The organism is Streptomyces sp. NPDC088147 (assembly GCF_044741565.1).
Classification (GTDB): Bacteria; Actinomycetota; Actinomycetes; order Streptomycetales; family Streptomycetaceae; genus Streptomyces.
In genome coordinates this window covers 553626-578567 of the sequence record NZ_JBIUSY010000005.1, presented here as the reverse complement: position 1 = coordinate 578567, position 24942 = coordinate 553626, and the positions used below count along the sequence as shown (strand labels likewise).

General features: G+C 71.2%; 22 protein-coding genes. 15 read left to right on the top strand and 7 right to left on the bottom strand.

What is annotated here, in order from left to right; translation table 11 throughout:
- The first annotated feature begins 1 nt into the window (after position 1).
- Together ACIOGX_RS20550 and ACIOGX_RS20545 are read left to right on the top strand one after the other, a co-directional pair.
- Positions 2-667 carry a hypothetical protein gene (locus ACIOGX_RS20550; RefSeq protein ID WP_401914963.1) on the top strand — a complete coding sequence of 222 codons (666 nt, stop codon included), beginning with the start codon at positions 2-4 and terminating at the stop codon, positions 665-667.
- A gap of 126 nt (positions 668-793) precedes the next feature.
- Positions 794-1129 carry a DUF2516 family protein gene (locus ACIOGX_RS20545; protein ID WP_129767151.1) on the top strand — a complete coding sequence of 112 codons (336 nt, stop codon included), beginning with the start codon at positions 794-796 and terminating at the stop codon, positions 1127-1129.
- Between the two features lie 65 nt (positions 1130-1194).
- Here the strand turns inward: ACIOGX_RS20545 and ACIOGX_RS20540 are convergent, their stop codons facing one another.
- The 3 genes from ACIOGX_RS20540 to ACIOGX_RS20530 form a co-directional block, all read right to left on the bottom strand.
- The gene (locus tag ACIOGX_RS20540) at positions 1195-2469 is read right to left on the bottom strand and encodes a PP2C family protein-serine/threonine phosphatase (RefSeq protein ID WP_356514877.1); all 1275 of its coding nucleotides are present in this window, start codon (positions 2467-2469) and stop codon (positions 1195-1197) included.
- Between the two features lie 297 nt (positions 2470-2766).
- Entirely contained in the window at positions 2767-3912 is a 1146-nt protein-coding gene (locus ACIOGX_RS20535; protein ID WP_401914959.1) for an NlpC/P60 family protein, read from the bottom strand.
- Positions 3913-4092: 180 nt separating this feature from the next.
- The gene (locus ACIOGX_RS20530) at positions 4093-4911 is read right to left on the bottom strand and encodes a class I SAM-dependent methyltransferase (protein WP_356514881.1); all 819 of its coding nucleotides are present in this window, start codon (positions 4909-4911) and stop codon (positions 4093-4095) included.
- A 284-nt stretch (positions 4912-5195) separates the two neighbouring features.
- Here ACIOGX_RS20530 and mshA point away from each other — a divergent pair, with 284 nt between their 5' ends.
- From mshA to ACIOGX_RS20515, 3 genes are all read left to right on the top strand, one after another.
- Positions 5196-6539 (top strand): D-inositol-3-phosphate glycosyltransferase, encoded by a 1344-nt coding sequence (gene mshA, locus ACIOGX_RS20525; RefSeq protein WP_356514883.1) that lies wholly within the window; start codon positions 5196-5198, stop codon positions 6537-6539.
- Positions 6540-6765: 226 nt separating this feature from the next.
- Entirely contained in the window at positions 6766-7305 is a 540-nt protein-coding gene (locus tag ACIOGX_RS20520; RefSeq protein WP_401914955.1) for a YbjN domain-containing protein, read from the top strand.
- 222 nt (positions 7306-7527) lie between these two features.
- The gene (locus ACIOGX_RS20515; RefSeq protein WP_387012604.1) at positions 7528-9222 is read left to right on the top strand and encodes a glycosyl hydrolase family 28-related protein; all 1695 of its coding nucleotides are present in this window, start codon (positions 7528-7530) and stop codon (positions 9220-9222) included.
- 21 nt (positions 9223-9243) lie between these two features.
- Here ACIOGX_RS20515 and ACIOGX_RS20510 read toward each other — a convergent pair whose 3' ends face one another.
- Positions 9244-10740: an MDR family MFS transporter gene (locus ACIOGX_RS20510; protein ID WP_401914952.1), complete on the bottom strand. Its 1497-nt coding sequence runs from the start codon at positions 10738-10740 to the stop codon at positions 9244-9246.
- A 155-nt stretch (positions 10741-10895) separates the two neighbouring features.
- On the opposite strand from ACIOGX_RS20510, the gene ACIOGX_RS20505 reads away from it, so the two are divergent.
- A complete protein-coding gene (locus ACIOGX_RS20505; RefSeq protein WP_356514890.1) occupies positions 10896-11657 on the top strand; it encodes a phosphoglyceromutase in 762 nt (253 codons plus the stop codon).
- A gap of 436 nt (positions 11658-12093) precedes the next feature.
- Here the strand turns inward: ACIOGX_RS20505 and phoU are convergent, their stop codons facing one another.
- Positions 12094-12774 carry a phosphate signaling complex protein PhoU gene (phoU, locus tag ACIOGX_RS20500; RefSeq protein ID WP_030353390.1) on the bottom strand — a complete coding sequence of 227 codons (681 nt, stop codon included), beginning with the start codon at positions 12772-12774 and terminating at the stop codon, positions 12094-12096.
- Between the two features lie 206 nt (positions 12775-12980).
- Here phoU and ACIOGX_RS20495 point away from each other — a divergent pair, with 206 nt between their 5' ends.
- Both ACIOGX_RS20495 and ACIOGX_RS20490 read left to right on the top strand, forming a co-directional pair.
- The gene (locus tag ACIOGX_RS20495) at positions 12981-14243 is read left to right on the top strand and encodes a cell wall metabolism sensor histidine kinase WalK (protein WP_129767143.1); all 1263 of its coding nucleotides are present in this window, start codon (positions 12981-12983) and stop codon (positions 14241-14243) included.
- Positions 14240-14920, top strand: coding sequence for a response regulator transcription factor (locus tag ACIOGX_RS20490; RefSeq protein ID WP_030353388.1), 681 nt, complete (start codon positions 14240-14242; stop codon positions 14918-14920). Before ACIOGX_RS20495 ends, ACIOGX_RS20490 begins: the two co-directional genes overlap by 4 nt.
- A 194-nt stretch (positions 14921-15114) precedes the next feature.
- Here the strand turns inward: ACIOGX_RS20490 and ACIOGX_RS20485 are convergent, their stop codons facing one another.
- Positions 15115-15816: a DUF461 domain-containing protein gene (locus ACIOGX_RS20485; protein ID WP_356514893.1), complete on the bottom strand. Its 702-nt coding sequence runs from the start codon at positions 15814-15816 to the stop codon at positions 15115-15117.
- A gap of 712 nt (positions 15817-16528) precedes the next feature.
- On the opposite strand from ACIOGX_RS20485, the gene ACIOGX_RS20480 reads away from it, so the two are divergent.
- The 7 genes from ACIOGX_RS20480 (at position 16529) to ACIOGX_RS20450 (ending at position 23934) form a co-directional block, all read left to right on the top strand.
- The gene (locus ACIOGX_RS20480; RefSeq protein ID WP_003953493.1) at positions 16529-17011 is read left to right on the top strand and encodes a CarD family transcriptional regulator; all 483 of its coding nucleotides are present in this window, start codon (positions 16529-16531) and stop codon (positions 17009-17011) included.
- A gap of 309 nt (positions 17012-17320) precedes the next feature.
- Positions 17321-18067, top strand: a complete 747-nt coding sequence (gene ispD / locus ACIOGX_RS20475) for a 2-C-methyl-D-erythritol 4-phosphate cytidylyltransferase (protein ID WP_356514895.1) — start codon at positions 17321-17323, stop codon at positions 18065-18067.
- Entirely contained in the window at positions 18057-18566 is a 510-nt protein-coding gene (ispF, locus tag ACIOGX_RS20470; RefSeq protein WP_356514897.1) for a 2-C-methyl-D-erythritol 2,4-cyclodiphosphate synthase, read from the top strand. The genes ispD and ispF overlap by 11 nt, the downstream gene beginning before the upstream one ends.
- 294 nt (positions 18567-18860) lie before the next feature.
- The gene (locus ACIOGX_RS20465; RefSeq protein ID WP_356514899.1) at positions 18861-19265 is read left to right on the top strand and encodes a PPOX class F420-dependent oxidoreductase; all 405 of its coding nucleotides are present in this window, start codon (positions 18861-18863) and stop codon (positions 19263-19265) included.
- Between the two features lie 200 nt (positions 19266-19465).
- Positions 19466-20866 carry a cysteine--tRNA ligase gene (gene cysS, locus ACIOGX_RS20460; RefSeq protein ID WP_356514901.1) on the top strand — a complete coding sequence of 467 codons (1401 nt, stop codon included), beginning with the start codon at positions 19466-19468 and terminating at the stop codon, positions 20864-20866.
- Positions 20867-21018: 152 nt separating this feature from the next.
- On the top strand, positions 21019-21969 hold the full coding sequence (gene rlmB, locus ACIOGX_RS20455) for a 23S rRNA (guanosine(2251)-2'-O)-methyltransferase RlmB (RefSeq protein WP_129767137.1): 951 nt from the start codon (positions 21019-21021) through the stop codon (positions 21967-21969).
- 150 nt (positions 21970-22119) lie between these two features.
- Positions 22120-23934: a DoxX family membrane protein gene (locus ACIOGX_RS20450; protein WP_401914946.1), complete on the top strand. Its 1815-nt coding sequence runs from the start codon at positions 22120-22122 to the stop codon at positions 23932-23934.
- 186 nt (positions 23935-24120) lie between these two features.
- On the opposite strand, the gene ACIOGX_RS20445 is transcribed toward ACIOGX_RS20450, so the two are convergent.
- Positions 24121-24909, bottom strand: a complete 789-nt coding sequence (locus tag ACIOGX_RS20445) for an NDP-sugar synthase (RefSeq protein ID WP_383962282.1) — start codon at positions 24907-24909, stop codon at positions 24121-24123.
- Between the last annotated feature and the right edge of the window lie 33 nt (positions 24910-24942).

Here is a 24942-nt window from a genome sequence, read left to right as displayed (position 1 = left end):
CATGGCCATCACCGATGACCTGCGCAAGACCCTCACCGACCCGACGCCCCTCTACTTCGCGGCCGGTACCGCCGACATCGCCGTCGAGCAGGCCAAGAAGGTGCCCGGTCTGATCGAGCAGCTGCGGGCCGAGGCCCCCGGGCGGTTCGAGGCCGTACGGAACTCCGACCCCAAGGCCGTCCAGGAGAAGGTCACGGTCCAGGCCAAGGAGGCCCAGGCGACCGTTCAGGCCAAGGTCACCGAAGTGATCGGCTCGTTCGACACCGATCTGAAGAAGCTGGGCGAGACCGCTCAGGACCTGGCGCTGCGGAGCGTGGGCGTGGCCGCGGAGTACGCGGTCAGGGCCCGCGAGACGTACGAGAAGGTCGCCGAGCGCGGCGAGCAGACCGTACGCGCCTGGCGTGGTGAGGCCGCCGACGAGATCACCGAGATCGCCGTCGCGGTCGAGCCCGAGCCGGCGCCGAAGGCCACCCCCGCGACCCCCCGGCCGGCTCCGAGGACGGAGACGCGGACGGAGACGAAGGCGCAGACCAAGGGCGCTGTGAAGACCGCGGTCAAGCCCGCCGTGAAGCCCGCGCCGAAGGCCGAGCCCAAGACCGCCGCCGCGAAGAAGGCCACCCCGCGCAAGACGACGGCGAAGAAGACCACGCCGCCGGCCGGGAAGTAGCCGCGACCGCGAACAGCACACCCGCGACGGAGGCGGGCCGGGCACCTCGGGGGTGCCCGGCCCGTTCTCCAGGTACCTTGGCGTACGGGCCGCGACGTCTCCTCCACCCCTTAGGCGGTGCTCCGCATGTTGCTCGAAGGATTCGGCACTCTTCTCTGGCTGCTCAATCTGGCCATGCTCGTCCTGGCCGTCATCGCGCTGTTCCTCTCCGCCACGGCTCGTGAGGACGCCTATCGCGCGGCGGACAAGCAGACGAAGAAGTTCTGGCTGATCATTCTCGGTGTCACGGTCGCCGTGAACCTCTTCGTACCGATGCTGTTCCTCCAGATCGCCGGGCTCGTCGCCACGATCGTCTTCATGGTCGACGTACGGCCGGCCGTCCACGCGATCTCGGGCGGCGGAAACCGCGGCGGCGGCTCCAGCAGTGACGGTCCTTACGGGCCCTACAACGGCGGCCGCTAGGCCCACGGGGCGGGTCGCGCGGGGCAGGTGAGCGGGCAGGTGCGCGCGGGGCAGGTCCGCGCGGGTCAGGTGCGCGCGGCGCGCGCGGGTGGCTGAGCGCCGTCCCGCCCCAGCAGCAGCACCGCCACATCGTCGGTCAGCTCACCGCCGTTCAGCTCGCGCGCACGGGCGACCGCCGCCTCCAGCAGGTCGTCCCCGCTCAGGCCCTCGGCCAGCTGGCGGTTGATCACCTCGACCATGCCCTCCTGGCCGAGCCGCTGCTTCGCGCCGGGCCCGGTCCGGCCCTCGATCAGGCCGTCGGTGTACATCATCAGGCTCCACGATCCGCCCAGCTCGACCTGGCGGCGCGGCCAGCGTGCGCGCGGCAGCAGCCCCAGCGCCGGGCCGCCCTCCTCGTACGGGAGCAACTGCGCCGCCCGCCCCCGGCGGGTGACCAGCGGTGACGGATGGCCCGCCAGACAGAGGCCCGCCCGCCGTCCGTCGGGCGTGATGTCGACCGTGCAGAGCGTCGCGAAGATCTCCTCGCTCTCCCGTTCGTGCTCCAGGACCTGCTGGAGCGTGGAGAGCAACTGGTCACCGCAGAGGCCCGCCAGCGTCAGCGCCCGCCAGGCGATCCGCAGCTCCACGCCGAGCGCCGCCTCGTCGGGGCCGTGGCCGCAGACGTCGCCGATCATCGCGTGCACCGTGCCGTCCGGCGTACGCACCGTGTCGTAGAAGTCCCCGCCCAGCAGGGCCCTGGAGCGGCCGGGCCGGTAGTGGGCCGCGAAGCTCAGCTCCGAGCCCTGGAGCAGCGGAGTGGGCAGCAGTCCGCGTTCCAGCCGGGCGTTCTCCTGCGCGCGCAGCCGGGACTCGGTCAGCTGGCGCTGCGCGACGTCCGCCCGCTTGCGCTCGACGGCGTACCGGATGGCGCGGCTCAGCAGCCGGCCGTCCAGCTCGTCGCGGAAGAGATAGTCCTGGGCGCCGACCCGTACCGCCGCGGCGGCGCGCTCGGCGTCGCCCTCCGCCGCCAGCGCGAGTACGGCATGGCGCGGTGCGAGCCGCAGGACGTCCTTCAGCGGGGCCAGCTCGTCGCTGTCGCCCGTCCCCGGCAGGGCCAGGTCCACCAGGATGCAGTGGATGTCGTCGGTGAGCAGCCGCTCGGCCTCGGTGAGGTTGCGGGCGGTACGGATACGCAGGCGCGTGCCGGTCCCCTCCGGCAGCTCCGGGGCGGTGAAGATGCCCGTCGGATCGTCCTCGATGACGAGGAGGACGAGGTCGCCGCCCTTGGCGGTCTCCGCGGCGGGCTGCCTCTCCACCGCTGGACCTGTGCGCTGCCGCGGAACGGGTACGGGTACGGGCATCGGTCTGGGATTCCTTTCCCTCCCCCCGAGGGCGCGGGTGGGGCGACGATCGACGCCTCACCAGACGGGGACCATAGCGTTAGCCGCCGCCCCAGCGGAATGCCGTATCGGTGAAGAGCCAGCGTCATATGCCGCTTCCCGTCACGCATCTGGCGGGATCGGGCGCCCAGCGGCCATGACAAACATCACGTACGGCCGCTCCGGGCTCATCGCCCACGTGTACGCGTCGGAAGAAGTCGGTGTGAGTCCGTACAGGTCCCGGTCTGTCCGTATGAGACAAGGCTGCGTGGATCATGCCTATTTATCGGGGCGTACGACCCCGAGGATCTGCATCGAGCCCGCGCCCGCCAGTGTCACATTCCGGCCAGGACGGGGGGAGTGCACGATCGCGCCGTCCCCGATGTACATCCCCACATGACTCGCGTCCTGGTGGTAGATGATCAGGTCGCCGGGGCGCATGTCCTTGATGTCGATCCTGGGCAGCAGCCGCCACTGCTCCTGCGAGGTGCGCGGGATGGGCCGCCCCGCCGCCGCCCATGCCTGGGAGGTGAGTCCGGAGCAGTCGTACGAGTCCGGTCCCTCCGCGCCCCAGACGTACGGCTTGCCGATCTCCCCCGTCGCGAAGGCGATCGCCTTCTTGCCCCGCGCGCTCGACGAGCGGTTGATGTCCTTCAGCGCGCCGGAGCCGAGCCAGGCCGTCTGCGCCTTCAGCGCCGCGTCGCTCTCCAGCCGCGCCAGCCGCGCCCGCTCCTCCTTCTCCAGGCTCGCTTCGAGCTTCTCGGCGGCGGCGATCCGCTTCGTGATCTCCTTCTTCGCCTTCTCCTTCTTGACCCGGCCGGCCTCCAGCCGCTGCCACTGCGTGGACGCGTCGGCGGTGTACGTCTTGAGGTCTTCCTGCGCCCGGGACAGCTCGCCGATGAGATTGTGGGTGGCCTTCTGGCCCTGCTGTATTCGTCCCACCGCGTCCAGGAAGAGCCGTGGATCGTCGGTGAGTATCAGCTGTGCCTCGGGCGGCAGCCCGCCGCCCCTGTACTGCGCGCGGGCGGCGGCGCCCGCGCGCTTCTTCAGCGCGTCGATCCGCAGCTGGCCGGTGACGATGTCCTCCGCCAGCTCGATGACCTCGGCCGACTGCTTCTTGGTCTCTTCCTCGGCGAGGTTGTACGCGTCGGTGGCGGACGCGGCCTTCTGGTAGAGGGCCTCGATCTCCTTGCGGATGTCTTCGAGGGACTTCCCGCCCGAGCCGGTGGTGGAGCCGGGGCCGGCCGACGCGTCGGCGCCCGGCGGCAGTTCGACCGGTGGCGGGGCGACGGCGGACGTGGTCGACGCGGGGGCGGGTGGCGGGGCGGGGGCCGCGTACGCCCCGTTCATCAGGGCCGGCGACGCCAGTACGGCGAGCGCGCAGACCACGGTGATCGCGGCAGCGGCACTGTGACGTCGGTTCACCAAGCTCCCCCTCCGGGCCAACACCACCACATGGCACGAACGAATCTGACCTATCGTCAGCAATCGCATCCGCCGCCGCGATCGTGTCATGCCCTCGGGCAAAGGGACAGAGGGACCCGGCATCTCACAGGAAGCACCCGCCCCTGTGAGGACGAACGGGCGGCCACCCGCGTTCCCCGGTCAGCCGGTGCTGCCCGAACCGGGCGCGAGCGCCGACCAGTTCACCGTCACCTCGCCCTGCCGCCGCCTGCGCGGATCGTCCGCGAGCGGCCAGTCGGCCGCCAGGTCCCGTACGGCCCTGATCCACCGCTGCCGCGCGCCCAGCGAGGCGTACGGAGCCGCCGCGGCCCACGCCCGGTCGAAATCGCGCAGGAACGCGTGGACGGGCTCGCCCGGCACATTGCGGTGGATCAGCGCCTTCGGCAGCCGCTCGGCCAGATCGGAGGGCCGGTCCAGCGAACCGAGCCGGGTGGCGAACGTCACCGTCCGCGGCCCCTCGGGCCCGAGCGCGACCCACACATGCCGCCGGCCGATCTCGTCGCACGTCCCCTCGACCAGCAGGCCGCCGGGCGCGAGCCGGGCGCACAACCGCGCCCAGACCGCGGCGACCTCGTCCTCCTCGTACTGCCGCAGCACATTGGCCGCGCGGATGAGCACCGGCCGTACGCCCCCGGGGAGCGGGACCTCGAAGCCGCCGTGCCGGAACCGGAGCCCGTCCCGCTCGTACGGGAGCGCGGCGGCGACCCGGGCCGGATCGATCTCGACGCCGACGACCTCGGTACGCGGCTCGGCCGTACGCAGCCGCCGCAGCAGCTCGACCGCAGTCCAGGGGGCGGCGCCGTATCCCAGATCCACCACGACCGGGTCCGCCGAGCGGCGCAGTGCGGGACCGTGCGTGGCGGTGATCCAGCGGTCCATGCGGCGCAGCCGGTTCTGGTGGGTGGTGCCACGGGTCACCGTGCCCACCGGGCGGGGGGAACGGGAGGTCGCGGGCGCCATGGGAACGAGCGTAACGACACCGGGCGGCGGTACGGACGACACCGGGCGGCGGTACGGACGGGCCCGGTGGAGGAGCACAGGCCCGGGTGAGGCTGGGCTGGCCCGGTGAGAGACAGGACGGGCCCGGTGGGGGAGCACAGCCGGGGCGGACGGGTTGAGCGTTCACCGGTAATGATTTGGCAAAACGGAAATGCGGGAGGGGATTCCGCTGTTGTGCGCCTTCGGAGGGTGTAGCGACCCTCCTCTCTGCCATGCTCCGATCTCCGCGGGAGAGGACCGTAGACGTGAGCCAGTACGTGTCCCGTATCGCAGGCACGTTCGTGGGACCACCCCGTCTCCGGCTCCCCGGCCAGCACCGCAGACCGCGCCGGATCGCCATGCTCAGCGTCCACACCTCCCCGCTGCACCAGCCGGGGACGGGCGACGCGGGCGGCATGAACGTCTACATCGTCGAGCTGGCGAAGCGGCTGGCGGCCATCGACATCGAGGTGGAGATCTTCACGCGCGCCACGACCGGCGGCCTGGACCCCGCGGTCGAGCTGGCCCCCGGTGTGCTCGTCCGGCATGTGGACGCGGGCCCCTACGAGGGCCTGGCCAAGGAGGAGCTGCCCGCGCAGCTCTGCGCCTTCACCCACGGGGTGATGCAGGCGTGGGCCGGCCAGCGCCCCGGCTACTACGACCTGGTCCACTCCCACTACTGGCTCTCCGGCCATGTCGGCTGGCTCGCCTCCGAGCGGTGGGGCGTCCCGCTCGTCCACGCCATGCACACCATGGCGAAGGTCAAGAACGCCGCGCTCGCGGAGGGCGACCGGCCCGAGCCCGCGGCCCGGGTCATCGGCGAGACCCAGATCGTGCGCGCCGCCGACCGGCTGATCGCCAATACGGACGAGGAGGCCGCGGAGCTGGTCCGCTTCTACGACGCGGACCCGGCCAAGGCCGCCGTCGTCCACCCCGGGGTGAACCTGGAGTGTTTCTGTCCCGCCGACGGCCGCGCCGCCGCGCGCGCCCGGCTGGGGCTTCCGCAGGACGCCTTCATCCCGGTCTTCGCGGGCCGTATCCAGCCGCTGAAGGCCCCCGACGTGCTGCTGCGCGCCGTGGCCGTGCTCCTGGAGAGGGACCCCTCGCTGCGCGGGAAGCTGGTCGTGCCGGTCGTCGGCGGTCCGAGCGGCAGCGGTCTGGCCAAGCCGGAAGGGCTCCAGAAGCTCGCCGCGCGGCTCGGGATCGCCGATGTCGTACGGTTCCGGCCGCCGGTGGGGCAGACCCGGCTGGCGGACTGGTTCCGGGCCGCGTCCGTGCTGGTCATGCCCTCGTACAGCGAGTCCTTCGGCCTGGTCGCCATAGAGGCCCAGGCGGCGGGCACCCCGGTGGTGGCCGCGGCCGTGGGCGGGCTGCCGGTGGCGGTACGGGACGGGGTGACCGGCTTTCTGGTCAGGGGCCACGAGCCGGCGGCCTACGCGCGGGCGCTGCGCGAGTTCCTCGACCACCCGGAGCTGGTGGACCGGATGGGCGCGGCGGCCTCGCGCCACGCCCAGTCTTTCGGCTGGGACACGGCGGCGTCGGCGACGGCGGACGTCTACACGGCCGCGGTGCACGACCACCGGCGGCGCGCCCGCGCGCATCACGGCTGACGTACTGATGACGTAACGGACGTACGCGCCGACGGACGTACGCGCACGGGCGGACGGACGTACGCGTACGGACTGACACGCGTACGGACTGACACGCCTACGGACTGACACGCCTCCAGGCCGGCGTACCGACCCGGGCCGTGACGTACGTACACGCAGGTACCGCACCGTCTCCACCGCGGTCGCCCGGCCCACGCGCCGACACCCGCTGACGTACGCTCGCTCCATGGCCGACGGACAGCAGACCTCCCGGGACTCCTCGCAGGCGGCGACCGCCGCGCGGGTCGTCGAGCAGACGCTGAAGGACGCCGGGCTGGAGTGGGAGAGCCCGCAGCCCGGCTCGTACGTCATCACCCTCCCCGGCACCCGCAAGCTGTCCACGACCTGCTCCCTGCGCGTCGGCCGGCACGCGCTGTCCCTCAACGCCTTCGTCATCCGGCACCCCGACGAGAACGCCGAGGGTGTCCACCGCTGGCTGCTGGAGCGCAACCTCCGGCTGTACGGGGTGAGTTACGCGGTCGACGGGCTCGGGGACATCTATCTGACGGGCAAACTCCCGCTGGCGTCCGTCACCGAGGACGAGATCGACCGGTTGCTCGGCTCGGTGCTCGAAGCGGCGGACGGTTCCTTCAACACCCTGCTGGAGCTGGGGTTCGCGAGTGCGATCCGCAAGGAGTACGCGTGGCGGGTGTCCCGGGGGGAGTCCACCCGGAACCTGGACGCGTTCGCCCACCTGACCCGGGCCCCGTCCGGTCCATCCGCCTGACCTGCCCTGACCCGTCCTGACCTGACCTGACCTGACCTGTCCTGACCCGCCCTGACGTGACCGTGCTTCAGCTCACGCGATGTGATCCGGCCCGCCTGTCCGTCCGGCGCGAAATTCCGCCGAACGACTCCGCGTTCGACATCTTCCCGGGCGCCCACGGCCATGGCATGCTCACCTCCAGACGCGCACCTGAACATCGTTCATATACATGGAGGCGAGACCATGTCGATGGAGCCCCGACGTCACCGTGCCGTCGGCAGACGGACGGTGCTCGGCACCGCGATCGCCGTCGCCGCCGCGGCCGGAGCGATGGCCACAGGACTCACCGGAACCGCCGCCGCCGGTGAGCGCAGGCCGCCGAGGACGTCCGCGCTGTGGCGCGAGTTCGCCACGTCGCCGTACACCCACCCGCAGATCCCGTACGTGGGGCGCGCGGGCCGGGGCGCCGGTGCGCGCGGCCTGCCGCGGTACCCGGTCGTGGCCGATGTCCGCGCGTACGGCGCCCAGGGTGACGGCTCCGTCGACGACGCCCCCGCCATCAACCGTGCCCTCGCCGCTGCCGCCGAGCGCGGCGGGGGCACGGTCTCCATCCCGCCCGGCACCTACCGGATCGACGACGTGATCCGGATCGCGCACAGCGGCGTCGTCCTGCGCGGCGCGGGCAGCGACCGTACGAAGCTGTACGCGACCCGCAGCCTCACCGAGGTGATCGGCCCCTACGGCAGCCGCTACGGCGGCGACAAATCCAGCTGGTCCTGGGCCGGCGGCCTCATCTGGCTCTGCCCGCAGGAGCGCTGGGACACGCTCACGACCGCCATCAAGGCGCGCGACTGGCCCTTCGAGGGCTGGACCGGCAACGCGCGCGACGAATGGCGCACCCTCACCGCCGTCGCCCGTGGCAAGCGGGGCGACCGGTCCGTGACCGTCCGGGACGCCTCGCGGCTCAGGCGCGGCCAGTTCGTCCTGCTCCAGCTCGCCGATGACGCGGACCACACCCTCCTGGAGCACATGGCGGGCGGGGGCCCCGGCGCCGAGGCGTACGACTGGGCGGCCATGACCAAGCTGACGTCGTACGTACCGTACGAGTGGCCCGTACGCATCACCGCCGTACACGGTCGGGAGGTCACCCTCGAACGTCCGCTTCCGCTGGACGTACGCCCCGAGTGGGACCCGAGGTTCACCACCTCGGTCACCCCGCTCACCGGATCCGGCGTCGAGGGGCTGACCCTGGAGGCCATCGAGACCCCGCAGTCCCCGCACCTCCTCGACAAGGGCTACAACGGGGTCGCGTTCCAGTGCGCGTACGACTGCTGGGCCGAGGATGTCGTCGTACGGCATGTCGACAACGGCTTCGGCCTGATCGGCGCCTCCGCCTGCACCCTGCGCCGTACCCGGGTCGCGGGCCGCGGCTCGCACCATCCGTACTACTGCCGCGAGGGCTCGCACGACAATCTGATCGAGGACTTCGTGATCGAGCGGCGTACGGTTCCGACGCCGGCGGGCACGCAGCTGCACGGCATCAACGTCGAGGGGCTGTCCAGCTACAACGTCTGGTCGCGCGGGCGCATGGAGATGGGCACGTTCGACACGCACCGGGGAATGCCCTTCGCCAACGTACGGACCGAGATCACGGTCAGCAACGACGGCCGGCACGGCGGCGACGCGATCGCGGGGCCGCTGTACGGGGCGCGGTTCGCGCACTGGAACGTCACCGTCACCAACGAGCGCGCCGGGCTGATCAAGATCGACGAGATCGCTCCGTACAGCGTGACGGCCGGGATCAGCGAGGTGCGGGAGTTCGACCAGATCGATGTGCCGGACTTCCAGGGTGAGTTGCACACACGGCTGGAGGCGTACGGCAGCCCGGAGGACATCCGGCCGCGCAATCTGTACGAGGCACAGCGCGAGCTGCGCTGACGCCGTCTGTACTTACGCGACTTACGCGGCCCCCGCCTCCGGAGCGGCGGCCTTGACCGGGGCCTCGGCCGGTGTCCTGACCGGGGCTTCGGCCGGCGCCGCCGTCTCCGCCGGGGCCTCCGTCTCCGCCGGGGCCGCCGCAGACGGCCCGGCCGGTGTCTTCGCGGGGACGCCCTCCGTCGGCTTCTTCGCGGGGACCCCTTCCGTCCCCTCGTCCAGATCCAAGCCGCGCATCAGCAGCCAGTACCCCGCCCCGGCCACCGTCCCCAGCACCGCGCACGCGCCCCAGAGCCACGCCGCCCCGAAGCGGTCGATCACCAGGCCCGACATCAGCGGGGCGACCAGGGCCGCCACCGACCAGGACATGGTGTACATGCCCTGGTAGCGCCCCCGGCCATGGACCGGCGAGAGCCGCACCACCAGCCCGGTCTGGGTGGGGGCGTTGACGATCTCGGCCAGGCTCCACACGCAGACCGTCAGCGCGTAGACGGCGATCGACCCGGCGAACGCCGTCAGACCGAAGCCGTATCCCGCCAGCACCGACGAGACGATCAGCAGGCGGCGCGGATCGCGGTGCTGGATGAAGCGCGTGACCGGAATCTGCATGACCACGATCAGGACGCCGTTGACCGCGATGGCGAAACCGTAGTCGGCGCTGGTGAACCCGTCCGCTCCCATCGCCACCGGCAGCCCGACGAAACCCTGCTGGAAGATCAGCGCCACGACGAAGGACAGCGAGACGACGCTCATGAAGCGGCCGTCCCGCAGGACCGTCCCCATCCCGATGCTCGCCTCGGGCGCCGCCCCCGCCCCCGTCCCCGACCCCGTCCCCGTCCCCGTCCCCGTCCCGGGTCCCGCTCCGGCGTTCTTTCCGGCAGTGGCGCGCGCCGGAGCCCCGGCCGGCCCCCGTTCCGGTCGGGACTCCGGCAGTTTCAGGAAGACCAGCACGGCGCAGGCGAGGGTCATCGCGGCCTCGCCCAGGAACCCCGCGAGATAGCTGTACTGCGCGACGAAACCCGCGCCCGCCGATGAGATCGCGAAGCCCAGGTTGATCGCCCAGTAGTTCAAGGAGAACGCCCGCACCCGGTCCTCGGGCTTCACGATGTCCGCCATCATCGCCTGCACGGCGGGGCGCGACGCGTTCGAGGCCATGCCGACCAGAAACGCCACGGCCGCGATCGCGGCCGGCTCCCGCATGAAGCCGAGCAGCGCGACGGACGCGGCCGTGGACGACTGCGCGATCAGCAGCGTGGGCCGCCGGCCGAACCGGTCGGTCATCACCCCGGCGACCAGCGACGAGATGACCCCGCCGAGCCCGTGCAGCGAGGCCACCAGACCCGCGTACGAGGCGGAGTAGCCCCGGTCCAGGGTGAGATAGAGCGCCATGAACGTGGCGACGAAGGCGCCCAGCCGGTTGACCAGCGTGCTGGTCCACAGCCACCAGAACTCCCGGGGCAGCCCCGAGACGCTCTCCCGCACGGCGCGTCTCAGACCGGCGGCCGACGTGGCGACGGACATGCGGAATCCCCCCGGAAACAGCGGTGACGGCCGGACGGCCCGGTAAGTGGCCGAATGGCCAAGGGCAACTTACGTACCGTGGCTCCAGGACCGCTACTCAATTGACGGCAGACGTCAATCGAAGCCCGTCCGATGGGTCCATTAGGCTTTGGCCCATGGCCGACGCACCGTACAAGCTGATCCTCCTCCGCCACGGCGAGAGCGAGTGGAACGCCAAGAACCTGTTCACCGGCTGGGTGGACGTCAACCTCACCGACAAGGGCGAGAAGGAAGCGGTCCGCGGCGGTGAGCTGCTCAAGGACGCCGGCCTGCTGCCGGACGTACTGCACACCTCCCTCCAGAAGCGCGCCATCCGCACCGCCCAGCTCGCGCTGGAGTCCGCGGACCGCCACTGGATCCCGGTCCAGCGCTCCTGGCGGCTGAACGAGCGTCACTACGGTGCGCTCCAGGGCAAGGACAAGGCCCAGACGCTCGCCGAGTTCGGCGAGGAGCAGTTCATGCTGTGGCGCCGTTCGTACGACACCCCGCCGCCGGCGCTGGAGGACGGCACGGAGTTCTCGCAGAGCGACGACCCGCGCTACGCCACGATCCCGAGCGAGCTGCGTCCGCGCACGGAGTGCCTCAAGGACGTCGTCGAGCGGATGCTGCCGTACTGGTACGACGCGATCGTCCCGGACCTGCTGACCGGCCGTACGGTCCTGGTCGCCGCCCACGGCAACAGCCTGCGCGCGCTGGTCAAGCACCTGGACGGGGTCTCGGACGCCGACATCGCGGGCCTGAACATCCCGACCGGTATCCCGCTCGTCTACGAACTGGACGCCGACTTCCACCCGGTCACGCCGGGCGGCACATACCTGGACGCGGACGCGGCGGCCGCCGCGATCGAGGCCGTCAAGAACCAGGGCAAGAAGAAGTAGACCCGGCGCACGCGCCGACGCGCCGACGCGCGAAAGGGCCCCGTCCGCAGTGTGACGCACTGCTGGACGGGGCTCTTCGCGTCAACCGCAGCCGCCGCCGCACTGGCATGAGCCGCCCGACTGGCAGCCGCAGCCGCAGCCCGAGCCGCAGCCGCATGCGCCGAGAACGGGCAGACGGGTCACGGGGACAGGGGCCGCGGGGGCTTCCTGTCCGGGGACGTGAGTAGGGGAATCGGCCATGGGATCCTCCTCGAAGGCGTGCGTGGATGGCGCCTGAGCCCATTGCATGCCCAGGGGGGCGGGCGCATCAACGGCGCATGTGCGCAGGCGCCGCCGCGCGCTCCTTCGCGCCGTTCCGCTGTCCCGCGCGCCATTCGGCGCTTCCCGGCGCGGTGTCCGCGTTCTCCCCGCGCTCGGGAGGATCCGCCGGCCGGCCCTACGCCCCTTCGACCGGCGTGTCCACCGGCTGGATCTCGTCCGCGTGCTCGCCCGTCACCAGGAAGACGACGCGCTTCGCGACCGCGACCGCGTGGTCCGCGAACCGCTCGTAGTAGCGGCCCAGCAGCGTCACGTCCACCGCCGTCTCGATGCCGTGCTTCCAGCGGTCGTCCATCAGGTGCTGGAAGAGCGTGCGGTGCAGCAGGTCCATCTCGTCGTCGTCCTGCTCCAGCTGGAGCGCCAGCTCGACATCCTTGGTGATGATCACCTCGGCGGCCTTCGCCATCAGGCGCTGCGCCAGCTGACCCATCTCCAGGATCGTCGCGTGCAGATCGTGCGGCACCGGCGAGACCGGGAAGCGGAGCCTGGCCAGCTTGGCGACATGCTGCGCCAGGTCGCCGGAGCGCTCCAGGTCGGCGCTCATCCGCAGCGAGGTCACCACGATCCGCAGATCGGTCGCGACCGGCTGCTGCCGTGCCAGCAGCGCGATGGCCCTGGCCTCCAGGTCGTGCTGCAGGTCGTCGACCCGCTGGTCGGCGGCGATCACGCTCTCGGCGAGCTTGAGATCCGCGTCCAGCATGGCCGTGGTGGCCCGCCCGATGGCGGAACCGACCAGCCGGGCCATTTCGACCAGATCCTCGCCTATCGAGTCCAGTTCCTCGTGGTACGCGTCCCGCATGGGGTTGTCCCTCTCTTCACGTTCCTGCCCGGGGCCGAAGGCCGGGGGCTGTGCCCCCACGCTCCCACGTTCCGGCCGCTACGCGTCCGGCTCCTCCCTCACAAATGAACCGGCACTTTCCCCTCGGTGAACTCTGGGCGACGAGTGTCGCAGGAGACACTCGTAGGGCTGGGAGAGCGTCCGTGACCGCGCATAACCTGGGATACATGGACGTGAACGCGGCGGTCGCCGCATTGGCCGCGATCGCCGGGGTGTGCACCGGCGTGATCGCCATGCTGGCGTTTCGCTGGAGCGAACGCGACCAGGCAAGACCCACCCGTACCTCCCTGCACACGGATGCCGTACTGCCCCCGGGCGTCGACACCGTACTGTCCGTGCTCCGTTCCTCCGCTGTCGTTCTCGACGAGAGCGACTCCGTGGTCAAGGCCAGCTCCGCGGCGTACGCGCTGGGACTGGTCAGGGGCGGCAAACTCGCTGTCGAGCCGATGCTGCACATGGCGCGCGACACCCGGCGCGACGGCGAGATAAGGCAGGTGGAGCTGGATCTCCCCCGGCGCGGTACGGGCCGGGGGGAGGCCCTGGCCGTCTCCGCCCGGGTCGCCCCGCTCGGCTCCCGCCTCGTCCTCCTTCTGGTCGAGGACCTCACGGAAGCCCGCCGTATCGAAGCGGTACGGCGTGACTTCGTGGCGAATGTCAGCCACGAACTCAAGACTCCCACCGGTGCGCTCTCCCTGCTCTCCGAGGCCGTCATGGACGCCTCGGACGACCCCGAAGCGGTCACCCGCTTCGCCGGCCGTATGCAGATCGAGGCGACCCGGCTCACCAATCTCGTACAGGAACTCATCGACCTCTCTCGGGTGCAGAACGACGACCCGCTGGATGACTCGGAGTCCGTACGGGTGGACGAACTGGTCGCCGAGGCCATCGACCGGTCCCGGCAGCCCGCGTCCACCAAGCAGATCACCATGGCCTCGGGCGGTACGGCCGATCTGTATGTATGGGGTAACCGCGGCCAGCTCGCCGCCGCTCTCGGCAATCTCGTCGAGAACGCCGTCAACTACTCCCCGGCCCGCACGCGCGTCGGTATCGCCGCGCACCGCGTCTCCGCCACCGGCGGGGACCTCATCGAGATAGCCGTGACCGATCAGGGCATAGGCATCTCGGAGAAGGACCGCGAGCGGATCTTCGAACGCTTCTACCGCGTGGACCCGGCCCGCTCCCGGGCCACCGGCGGTACGGGGCTCGGCCTCGCCATCGTCAAACATGTGGCCGCCTCGCACGGCGGGGAGGTCACCGTATGGAGCTCGGAAGGCCAGGGCTCCACCTTCACCCTGAGGCTGCCCGAGGCGGGCGCCGGACGGGACCGCACACCCACCGGCCCGGACGAAGTCGACCGGCGCTACGACACTGACCCCAGCATCGAGCTGGATACCCCGACCGTGATTCCTGCCCCGGAGGTCCTTCCGTGACCCGAGTGCTCGTCGTCGAGGATGAGGAATCCTTCAGCGACGCCCTTTCCTACATGCTCCGCAAGGAAGGCTTCGAGGTCGCGATCGCGACCACAGGGCCCGCGGGGCTCGATGAGTTCGAACGCAACGGCGCCGATCTCGTCCTGCTCGACCTCATGCTGCCCGGCCTGCCGGGCACCGAGGTCTGTCGCCAGCTGCGTGGCAAGTCCAATGTCCCGGTGATCATGGTGACCGCCAAGGACAGCGAGATCGACAAGGTCGTCGGCCTGGAAATAGGGGCTGATGACTATGTCACCAAGCCCTTCTCCTCGCGGGAGCTGGTCGCCCGTATCCGCGCGGTCCTGCGCCGTCGCGGTGAGCCGGAGGAGGTGACCCCGGCCGCCCTGGAGGCGGGTCCGGTCAGGATGGACGTGGACCGTCATGTGGTGACGGTCTCCGGCGGCAAGGTCGACCTGCCGCTGAAGGAGTTCGACCTGCTGGAGATGCTGCTCCGCAACGCGGGCCGGGTGCTGACCCGGATGCAGCTGATCGACCGGGTGTGGGGCGCGGACTACGTCGGCGACACCAAGACCCTCGACGTCCACGTCAAGCGGCTCCGCGCCAAGATCGAGCCGGACCCGGGTGCCCCGCGGTATCTGGTCACGGTCCGCGGCCTGGGCTACAAGTTCGAGCCGTAAACCGACTCTCCCCGCGCCTGAGATTCCGCGCGTGACGCGGGTGAACGCGTGACGTGTGACGCGCGTCATGTGTGAGGTGACGCGCGTCAATGTGTGGCGTGACGCGCGTCAATGTGTGGCGCGTGGCGTGTGGCTGTGGTGTGGCGCCCTGCCCGGATCCCGGGCGGGGCGCCACAGCCATGTCGTGCCGTACCTCAGCCCGCGGCGTCGTGCGAGGCGGACGAGGAGTCCGACGGCGTCGTGTCCGCGGGGCCGTCCTGCTGGCCGTTCTCGCCTCCGGTGGCGCCCTCGCCCCCGGTGTTCTCGCCTCCGGCGCTCTCGCCCTCGGCACCCGCGGCGGGCGTTCCCGACGGCGTGACCGAGCTTCCCGGCGGGGTCGGCAGCGCGCTCGGGCCCACGTCCTTGAAGAAGCTGTCCGCCGGCCAGACGAAGGCACGCAGCCCCACGTCGCCGGTCTTGCTGAACGTGAAGACGACCTGCTGCGCGTCGCCGTTCTTCGCGGCCTCGCGGCCGTTCTCGATCACGGCGGAGGCGTTGCCCGCGCCACCGAGCTGGACGGAGCCGTGGGCCGGCACGGTGACCGGGCCCGAGCCCTTGGCCGGCGAGAGCTTCACCGTCGCGCTGGTGCCGGGCAGCTTGACCGAGTCGAGGGTCTGCGCGCTCTTGCCGTTGTTGAAGACCGTGCCGGTGACGACCGCCAGGCCCTCCGCGTCGGCCTCGGGCTGAGTGACGACCGTCGCGTTCTGGATGGTGATGACGTCGACGGAGGTGGCGGCGTTGTCCGGCCTGACGCCGAGGGTCTGCGCGTTGTTGCCGGCCCCGCACGCGGACAGCGTGGCGAGCGAGAACACGAGGGCGGTAGCGGCGAGGGCGCCGCGTCGAAGGCTGCGGCTCACGGCGGCGGCATCTCCTAGGACGTACGGACGGAGGGGCTGAGGACGAGCTGACCAACCTGGGATCGGGCTAAAGAAGCGTCAGCGGCCCTCAGGTTACCGAGCCGTTGTGGCGGCCCCGCACCCGACCCGCCCCCGACCGGTTCCGTCCGGTCCCGGCCGCGTGGGGCGCACCGGTCACCCTGCCGGTCCCGCCTCCGAATCCCGCTTCGGATCGCACCTCTGATCGCGCCTTCGGTCACATCCGCCGCGCCTCTGATCACACCTGCGATCAGCTACGCGATCTCGGTGTTTCGCACGCCGTTCACATAATGCCGGTGATCAATTCCGCCGGGTGTCCACATTCCTTACGAATACCGCGTGGGAGGCCGGGGTGATCAAATTCAGAATCCCTCCCACTTCCGTTGTACTTCCGTCACACTTCCCGTCGTACGAGTGACCTACATCCGAACGGAGTACGGGAAGATCGACCCCTTGAATCCGGCAAATCGGGACGTTCGGTCTCTTCGGGAGGGGTTTCACGGTGGGTGACGAGCATGTTTCCGGGTGCCCGTGCAGCCGCTCCGACCTGCGAATACCCCCTTCCGGAAGCCGCTCGCAGCACGTTCCTGGCGCTGTTGTCAAGCCCCGAGATGCGCCCTGACCTGCGAAAACGCCATTCAGAAGATGCCATTCTCGTGTTACCCTGGATAGCCACGGAAGGGGTACCTGTCACATGACGTTCAAGGTTGGCGACACCGTGGTCTATCCCCATCACGGGGCCGCGCTGATCGAGGCCATCGAAACGCGCCAGATCAAAGGCGTGGACAAGACCTACTTGGTGCTCAAGGTCGCCCAGGGCGACTTGACGGTGCGTGTACCGGCGGACAATGCGGAGTTCGTCGGCGTGCGCGATGTGGTCGGTCAGGACGGGCTGGACCGGGTCTTCGAGGTGCTCAGGGCACCGTACGCAGAGGAGCCGACGAACTGGTCCCGTCGCTACAAGGCAAATCTCGAGAAGCTCGCCTCCGGCGACGTCATCAAGGTCGCCGAAGTCGTGCGCGACCTGTGGCGCCGGGAGCGTGAGCGTGGACTCTCCGCAGGTGAGAAGCGCATGCTCGCCAAAGCGCGGCAGATTCTTGTCAGCGAGCTGGCTCTCGCGGAGAACACGAATGAAGACAAGGCCGAGGCTCTGCTCGACGAGGTCCTCGCGTCCTGAATATCTTGACGCAGTGAAGCACTGAATGCCGTGGTGCCCGCTGACCAGCTATGAGGAAAAGGCTGCGTCGCCGGGCGCTGCGGCATGTCCGTATACCCGCATCCCGTCCGACATTCCGTATGCATCCCCCGTACACATTGACGTGTCGTGCTGCTCGCGACACCACACAAGTGTCGCGACATGTCGCTCGCGGCCGGCGCGGTACGTCTCGATCCGGTGTCACGGAAGGGTCCGGTCAAGGCGTCGCGCCCGGCACGCTGTGGCCATACCCATGTCGGCCGAGGAAACAAACCTGCCGGAGTGCAACCGATGTCAGAGGAAGCCAGGCCCCACCGCACCGCCGCGGTGATCCCCGCCGCAGGCCGGGGCGTACGGCTCGGTCCCGGCGCCCCCAAGGCGCTCCGCACCCTGGGCGGCACACCGATGCTGATCCACGCCGTCCGCGCGATGGCCGCGTCCCGTGCCGTCTCGCTCGTCGTCGTGGTCGCGCCGCCCGAGGGCGCTCCTGAGGTGAAGAACCTCCTCGACGACCACGCGCTGCCCGCGCGCACGGACTATCTCGTCGTACCCGGCGGCGAGACCCGCCAGGAGTCGGTACGCCTCGGTATCGAGGCCCTGCCCGACGGCATCACCACGGTCCTGGTCCATGACGCGGCCCGCCCGCTCGTGCCCGTGGACACCGTGGACGCCGTGGTCGAGGCCGTACGCGACGGAGCGCCGGCCGTCGTGCCCGCGCTGCCGCTCGCGGACACCGTCAAGCAGGTCGAGCCCCGGGAGAAGGGCGAGCCCGAGCCGGTCGTCGCCACGCCCGAGCGCGCGCTGCTGCGCGCCGTACAGACGCCGCAGGGTTTCGACCGCGAGACGCTCCAGCGCGCCCACCGGAGCGAGACGGCGGTCGGTGAGGGCGCGACGGACTGCGCCGGTATGGTCGAGCGGCTCGGCGCGCCCGTGGTGGTCGTGCCGGGACACGAGGAGGCGTTCAAGGTGACCCGGCCGCTGGATCTGGTGCTGGCCGAGGCGGTACTCGCCCGGAGGAGGGCCAACGATGGCTTCTGACAGCCGGCCGCCGCTGGCCGCCGTACTGCCGCGGGTCGGGATCGGCACCGACATCCACGCCTTCGAGGAGGGCCGCGAGCTGTGGTGCGCGGGTCTGCTCTGGGAGGGCGAGGGCCCCGGGCTCGCGGGCCACTCCGACGCGGACGTCGTCGCGCACGCGGCCTGCAACGCGCTGTTCTCCGCCGCCGGCCTCGGTGACCTGGGGGCCCACTTCGGCACCGGCCGCCCCGAGTGGTCCGGCGCGTCCGGGATCACCCTCCTCACCGAGGCCGCGAGGATCGTCCGGGCCGGGGGCTTCACGATCGGCAATGTCGCCGTACAGGTCGTGGGTGTGCGGCCGAAGATCGGCAAGCGGAGGGAAGAGGCGCAGAAGGTCCTCTCCGCGGCGGTCGGCGCGCCGGTCGCGGTCTCCGCCGCCACCTCCGACGGGCTCGGCTTCACGGGCCGGGGCGAGGGGCTGGCCGCGATCGCCACGGCGCTGGTGGTACGGAGCGACTGACCGCCCTCGCGAGGGACCCTGTCCCGCGACGGCCGGTCCGGGACAGGCGTCGGTCCGGGACAGGCCGTCGAGTCCGGGACAGGCGCCGGTCCGGGGCGGGCGTCGGTCCGGGGCGGGCCGGTCGGTGACGGGCCGTCGGTTCGCGACGGACGCCTGCCGACCGACCGGCCTGAAATGCCGGTCCGCGGGCGTGGGTTGAGGGAGCATCGACGGGTACGCGAACCGGTGTCCGTCCCTCCGGTTCATTCCGGTTCACCCCGTTCACTCCGTGTGCCAGGCATCAGGAAGGCAGTCATGTCAGCCGAACTCTCCGCAGAGCTCAAGCACCTCCTCGACGAGCCGATCTTCGTCAGCATCGCCACCATCCAGCCCGACGGCAGCCCGCAGGTCTCGCCGGTCTGGGTGAAGCGCGACGGGAACGACGTGCTCATCTCGACGACGGTCGGCCGCCGCAAGGAGAAGAACCTGCGCCGCGACCCCCGGGTGACGGTCGTCGCGCAGCCCACCGCCGCCCCGTACACGTACGCGGAGATCCGCGGCACCGCGGAACTGACCACCGAGGGCGGCCAGGAGCTGATCGACGAACTGTCCCTCAAGTACACCGGCAAGCCGTACGCCGAGTTCAACCCGGCCTCCGGCGAGGACGCCGAGCGCGTGGTCGTCCGTATCACCCCGCGCAAGGTCGTCGGCCGCATCTGAGCCGTCGGCCGCGTCCGGGCCGGCCGCGTCCGAGCCATCGGCCGCATCCGGGTCGGCCGTGACCGGGCCCGTTTGTGCCGGGCCGGTCGCGTCCGGGCCCGCCGCGTTCTGAGCCGGTCGAGGTCACAATTGTCACGCTTGGGTGTCCCCGTGGCCCAAAGGGTCGCGGGGCACTACCCCAGGCGCACTACCCTTGTCGCGTGACTATTCGGCTGTACGACACCGGCGCCCGGCAGATCCGTGATTTCACCCCGCTCACGCCGGGCTGTGTCTCGATCTACCTGTGTGGCGCCACCGTGCAGGCCGCCCCGCACATCGGGCACATCAGGTCGGGACTGAACTTCGACATCATGCGCCGCTGGTTCGACTACCGCGGCTACGACGTGACGTTCATCCGCAACGTCACGGACATCGACGACAAGATCATCACGAAGTCGGCCGCCCAGGGCCGGCCGTGGTGGGCGATCGGCTACGAGAACGAGCGCGCCTTCAACGCGGGCTACGACATCCTCGGCTGCCTGCCCCCCACCTACGAGCCGCGCGCCACCGGCCACATCACCGAGATGATCGAGATGATGCGCGGCCTGATCGAGCGCGGGCACGCGTACGAGGCCGACGGCAACGTCTACTTCGACGTCCGCTCCTTCCCGGGCTACCTGGAGCTGTCCAACCAGGACCTGGACGATCTGCGCCAGCCCTCGGGCGAGGGCGAGACCGGCAAGCGCGACCAGCGGGATTTCGCCATGTGGAAGGCCGCCAAGCCCGGCGAGCCCTCCTGGGAGACCCCCTGGGGACGCGGCCGGCCCGGCTGGCACCTGGAGTGCTCGGCGATGGCCCACAAGTACCTGGGCTCCGTCTTCGACATCCACGGCGGCGGCATCGACCTGATCTTCCCGCACCACGAGAACGAGATCGCGCAGGCCAAGGGGTACGGCGACGAGTTCGCCAAGTACTGGGTGCACAACGCCTGGGTCACCATGAGCGGCGAGAAGATGTCCAAGTCGCTCGGCAACTCGGTGCTGGTCTCCGAGATGGTCAAGCACTGGCGTCCGATCGTGCTGCGCTACTACCTCGGCACCCCGCACTACCGCTCGATGATCGAGTACAGCGAGGAGGCCCTGCGCGAGGCGGAGTCCGCCTTCGCGCGCATCGAGGGCTTCGTCCAGCGCGTGGTGGAGAAGGCCGGGGGGATCGTGGACGCGGCGGACGAGGTGCCGCCCGCCTTCGCCGAGGCCATGGACGACGACCTGGGCGTCCCGCAGGCGCTGGCGGTCGTCCACACCACCGTCCGGCAGGGCAACTCCGCGCTGGCCGCCGACGACAAGGAAGCGGCCGTCGCCCGGCTCGCCGAGGTACGGGCCATGCTCGGCGTCCTCGGTCTGGACCCGCTCGACCCGCACTGGGCCGGCGAAACGGACCGGGGGGACGATCTGCACGGCGTCGTGGACACACTCGTACGGCTCGTACTGGAACAGCGCGAGGCGGCGCGCGGCCGCAAGGACTGGGCCTCCGCCGACGCCATCCGGGACCAGCTCCAGCAGACCGGACTCGTCATCGAGGACGGCCCTTCGGGCCCGCGCTGGACGCTCGGACCGCGCTGACCTGGGCATCTGTGCCGCCCGGTCCGCCGGGCGGCACACTTGCGTACGCTGACGCGTAACACCTGACGTGGCGCACACACGTCCGAAGCACGTCCGACGCACCCTCCGAAGCATTTCTAGAAGCACTTCTGAAGCAACGAAACAGGTAGGTCATGGCCGGGAACAGCCAGCGCAGGAACCGCCGCACGTCCAACAAGAAGGGCGCGCAGGTCGGCAGCGGTGGCAAGCGACGCCGCGGGCTCGAGGGCAAGGGCCCGACACCGCCCGCGTCCGCGCGCAAGGGCCATGTCCAGAACCGCGTCGCCAACGCCAAGGCCAAGCAGTCCGCCCGCCGCCAGGTGGCGCGTCGCGGCGGCAAGGGCGCCAGCGAGATGGTCGTCGGCCGCAACCCCGTCTTCGAGGCGCTGCGCGACGGCGTGCCCGCCTCGATGCTCTACGTCCAGCAGTTCATCGACAACGACGAGCGTGTCCGCGAGGCGCTCCAGCTCGCGGCCGACCGCGGCGGCATCCATCTGATGGAGGCGCCCAAGCCCGAGCTGGACCGGATGACCAACGGCCTGAACCACCAGGGCCTCGTCCTCCAGGTCCCGCCGTACGAGTACGCCCACCCCGACGACCTCGCCGCGGCGGCCTTCGACGACGGCGAGGACCCGCTGATCGTCGCGCTCGACGGGGTCACCGACCCGCGCAACCTCGGCGCGGTCGTCCGCTCCGTCTCCGCCTTCGGCGGACACGGTGTCGTCGTACCGGAGCGGCGCGCCGCCGGGATGACGGCCGGCGCCTGGAAGTCGTCGGCCGGTACGGCGGCCCGTACGCCGGTCGCCCGCTGCACCAACCTCACGCGCACGCTGGAGGCGTACCAGAAGGCGGGCCTGACCGTCGTCGGCCTCGCGGCGGACGGCGAGGCGGAGGTCGGTGACCTCGAAGCCCTCGGCGGGCCCGTCGTGATCGTCGTCGGCAGCGAGGGCAAGGGGCTCTCCCGGCTGGTCGGCGAGACCTGCGACTTCCGGGTCAGGATCCCGATGCCGGGCGGCGCCGAGTCGCTGAACGCCGGTGTCGCCGCCGGAGTGGTGCTGTACGAGGCGTCGCGCCGCAGGTCCTGAGCGGTACCCGCCGCAGGTCCTGAGCGGTACCCGCCGCAGGTCCTGAGGGGTGCCCGGGGACCCCGGACGAGGTCTCCGTGATGATCTTGACGGGTCTCGGACATTTCCCGCGCGTCAAGGCAGTGTCCTAAACACAAGTCACTCGGTTAGATGAGTGTGGACACCAGAACGCCCCGGCCCGGGTTCGACGATCAGCCCCCGCTGAGCATGCTCAAAGTGGACTGCGACCCCGCGCAGGTCATCGTGAACCACGCCAGCTTCCGGGTGAAGCTCGCAACGCCCCAGCGCCCCGGCGCCGCGCGCGCCGCGGCCGCGGACACCGCGCGTATCCCCGCCATGAGCGGCGGGGGCGGCGGGGGCGGTGGAGGAGGAACGCGCCGCAGGGCGCCCGTCGTCTGGAGCGGAAAGTCCGAGCCGGGGGACCCCGGAGCCAGCGGACTCCTCCAGGCGGTACGGAACTCCTCCGCCATGCCGGCCCGCGGCGGGTACCGCGACACGCCCGGTCTGCCGGACGTACCCGGAAGGGGGTACGACAGCGGCGCCACACAGGTCATCCCACGGATCGGCGTCGACGGCGAGTCGACGGTACCGACACCCGTCGTCGGCGCCCCGCGCGTCGGCGTACCGGCGCCGCCCGGTCCTCGTACCGCCGCCACACCGCTGCTGCCGCCCATGCGGCAGGCGGTCGGCGCGTACGACACGGCCTACGACCCCGATTCCCGCCGCGACACGCGCTACGACTCCCGGTATGACTCCGGCTACGACGCCGGATACGACGCGCCCGACGAGGAGCCGTACGACCTCGGCCCCGACGCCGACGACCGGGACCGCTTCCCGCGGTACGGCGCGGAGGGCGCGCGCGCCGCCGACGCGGGCGTACGGCACGCGTACTACCCCGGCCGCCGGATGAACCTCGGCGTGGTGCTGCTCCCGCTCCGCGTCTTCCTCGGCTTCATCTCGATCTACGCCGGCATGGGCAAGCTCTGCGACCCCGTCTACTTCGACGGCGGCGAGCGCGGCTCGATGGTGAAGTGGCTCAACTCCCTGCACCCCTGGGCCCTCGCGGAGCCACTGCGGGACTTCGCGCTCTCGCACCCCGTCGGCGCGGGCCTCAGCGTCGCCTTCCTCCAGATCGTGGTCGGCGTACTGACGGTCCTCGGCCTCTGGCAGCGGGTCGCCGCCTGCGTCGGGGCGCTGCTCTCGGCGGCGCTGCTGCTCACCGTCAGCTGGCGGACCGTCCCGGCGTACGACGCGCCGGACATCATCTACCTCGCCGCCTGGTCCCCGCTGATCATCGCGGGCGCCCCGGTCTACTCCGTGGACGGCCGGCTCGCGGGCGAGGCGTGGCGCAGGCTCGGACCGCGCTCCGAGATCTGGGACCTGCGGCGCCGGGTGCTGCGCCGGGGCGCGGTCGTGGCGACCGTCGTCATCGGTCTCACGCTGCTGGTCGGTTCGGTCCTGGGCGGAGCCGTACGGTCCTCCGAGATGGTGACCGTGCCGGGCCCCAACGTGGACCCGGTCAACCAGCTGCCGGGCGTCCCGCTGCCGCAGAAGCGCGGCGGAGGCACGAGCAGCGCGTCCGGCGCGCCCGACAGCGGGGGCGCCAAGGGCGGCACCTCGTCCGAACCGTCGGCGACCCGCTCGGGCAGCCCCAGCGCCCCGCAGACCGCGCCGGGCAGCGACGGGCAGGTCCGCGAGAGCGGCGGCGCCACGACGGGTACGGGACGGACGCAGCAGCCCAGCCAGACGCAGGGGACGGTCCAGCAGGCCCCGCGGACGGCGGAGCAGGCCCCGCCGCCGTCCAGCAGCCAGGGACCGTCCTCGTCGGGCGGTGCGGGCGACGGCAGCGGCGGCGGGAGCGGGAGCGGCAGCGGCAGCGGTGGCGGCGGTGACGGGGGATCCGGCACCGGAGGCTCGTCCTCGGGCGGCGGCAACCGCAACCCGATCGGCGGCCTGCTCGGCTGACGCCGTACGGAGCCGACGACCGAGTCCCGTACGGAGCCGACCGAGACCAGGACCGAGACCAGAAGTGAGGGGCGGCCGCCCCGGTCGGGTGGCCGCCCCTCCGACGTGCTCAGGACGTGCTCAGGACGTGCTCAGGACGCGCTCAGGACGCGCTCAGGACGTGCTCGTGACACGCTCTCCGGGGCGTCAGCGTGCTACCGGGCTCCCGGGACTCTCCGGGCTCCCCGGGCTGCCGAGGGGCCCGGGACGCCCGGGGCCGCCAGGGCCGCCGGAAGCCAGCTCCTTGGCCGCCTCCGTGAGGTCCTTCGCGGTGTCGATGGCCCGCCAGTACGCGCCGTTCGGCAGCGGATAGCCCGCCAGCCGGCGCTGCCGCGCCAGCCGGGGGAAGGTGGTCCGCTCGTGGTCGCCGCGGTCGGGCAGCAACTCGACGAAGCCCGCGGAGAACACGTACACCCCCGCGTTGATCAGATACGGCGACGGGGGCGACTCGATGAAGTCGAGGACATGGCCGAATTCGTCCGTCTCGACGGCCCCCCAGGGGATCCGCGGCCGGGCGAGGGCGAGCGTCGCGGTCGCGTCACGCTCGGAGTGGAACGCGGCCATCTCGCGCAGCGAGAAACGCGTCCAGATATCGCCATTGGTGGCGTACCAGGGCTGATCGGGGGCGGGCAGGCGCGCGGCGGCGTACTTGAGGCCGCCGCCGCGCCCCAGGGGCTCGGACTCCACCACGGTGGTGACACGCAGCGGAAGATCCGCCGAGTCCAGCCATTCCTGGAGGACTTCGGCGAGATGGCCGCACGAGATGACGACGTCGGTCACGCCCTCGGCGGCGAGCCAGGAAAGCTGATGGCCGATGATCGGGGTCCCTGTTCCGGGGATCTCGACCATCGGCTTGGGCCGGTCATCGGTGTACGGGCGCAGCCGCGACCCCTGGCCGCCCGCGAGAACCACGGCCTGCGTCGGATACGTATGCATGCCGTGAACGATAGGCGGGCCGGGCAGGGAGCA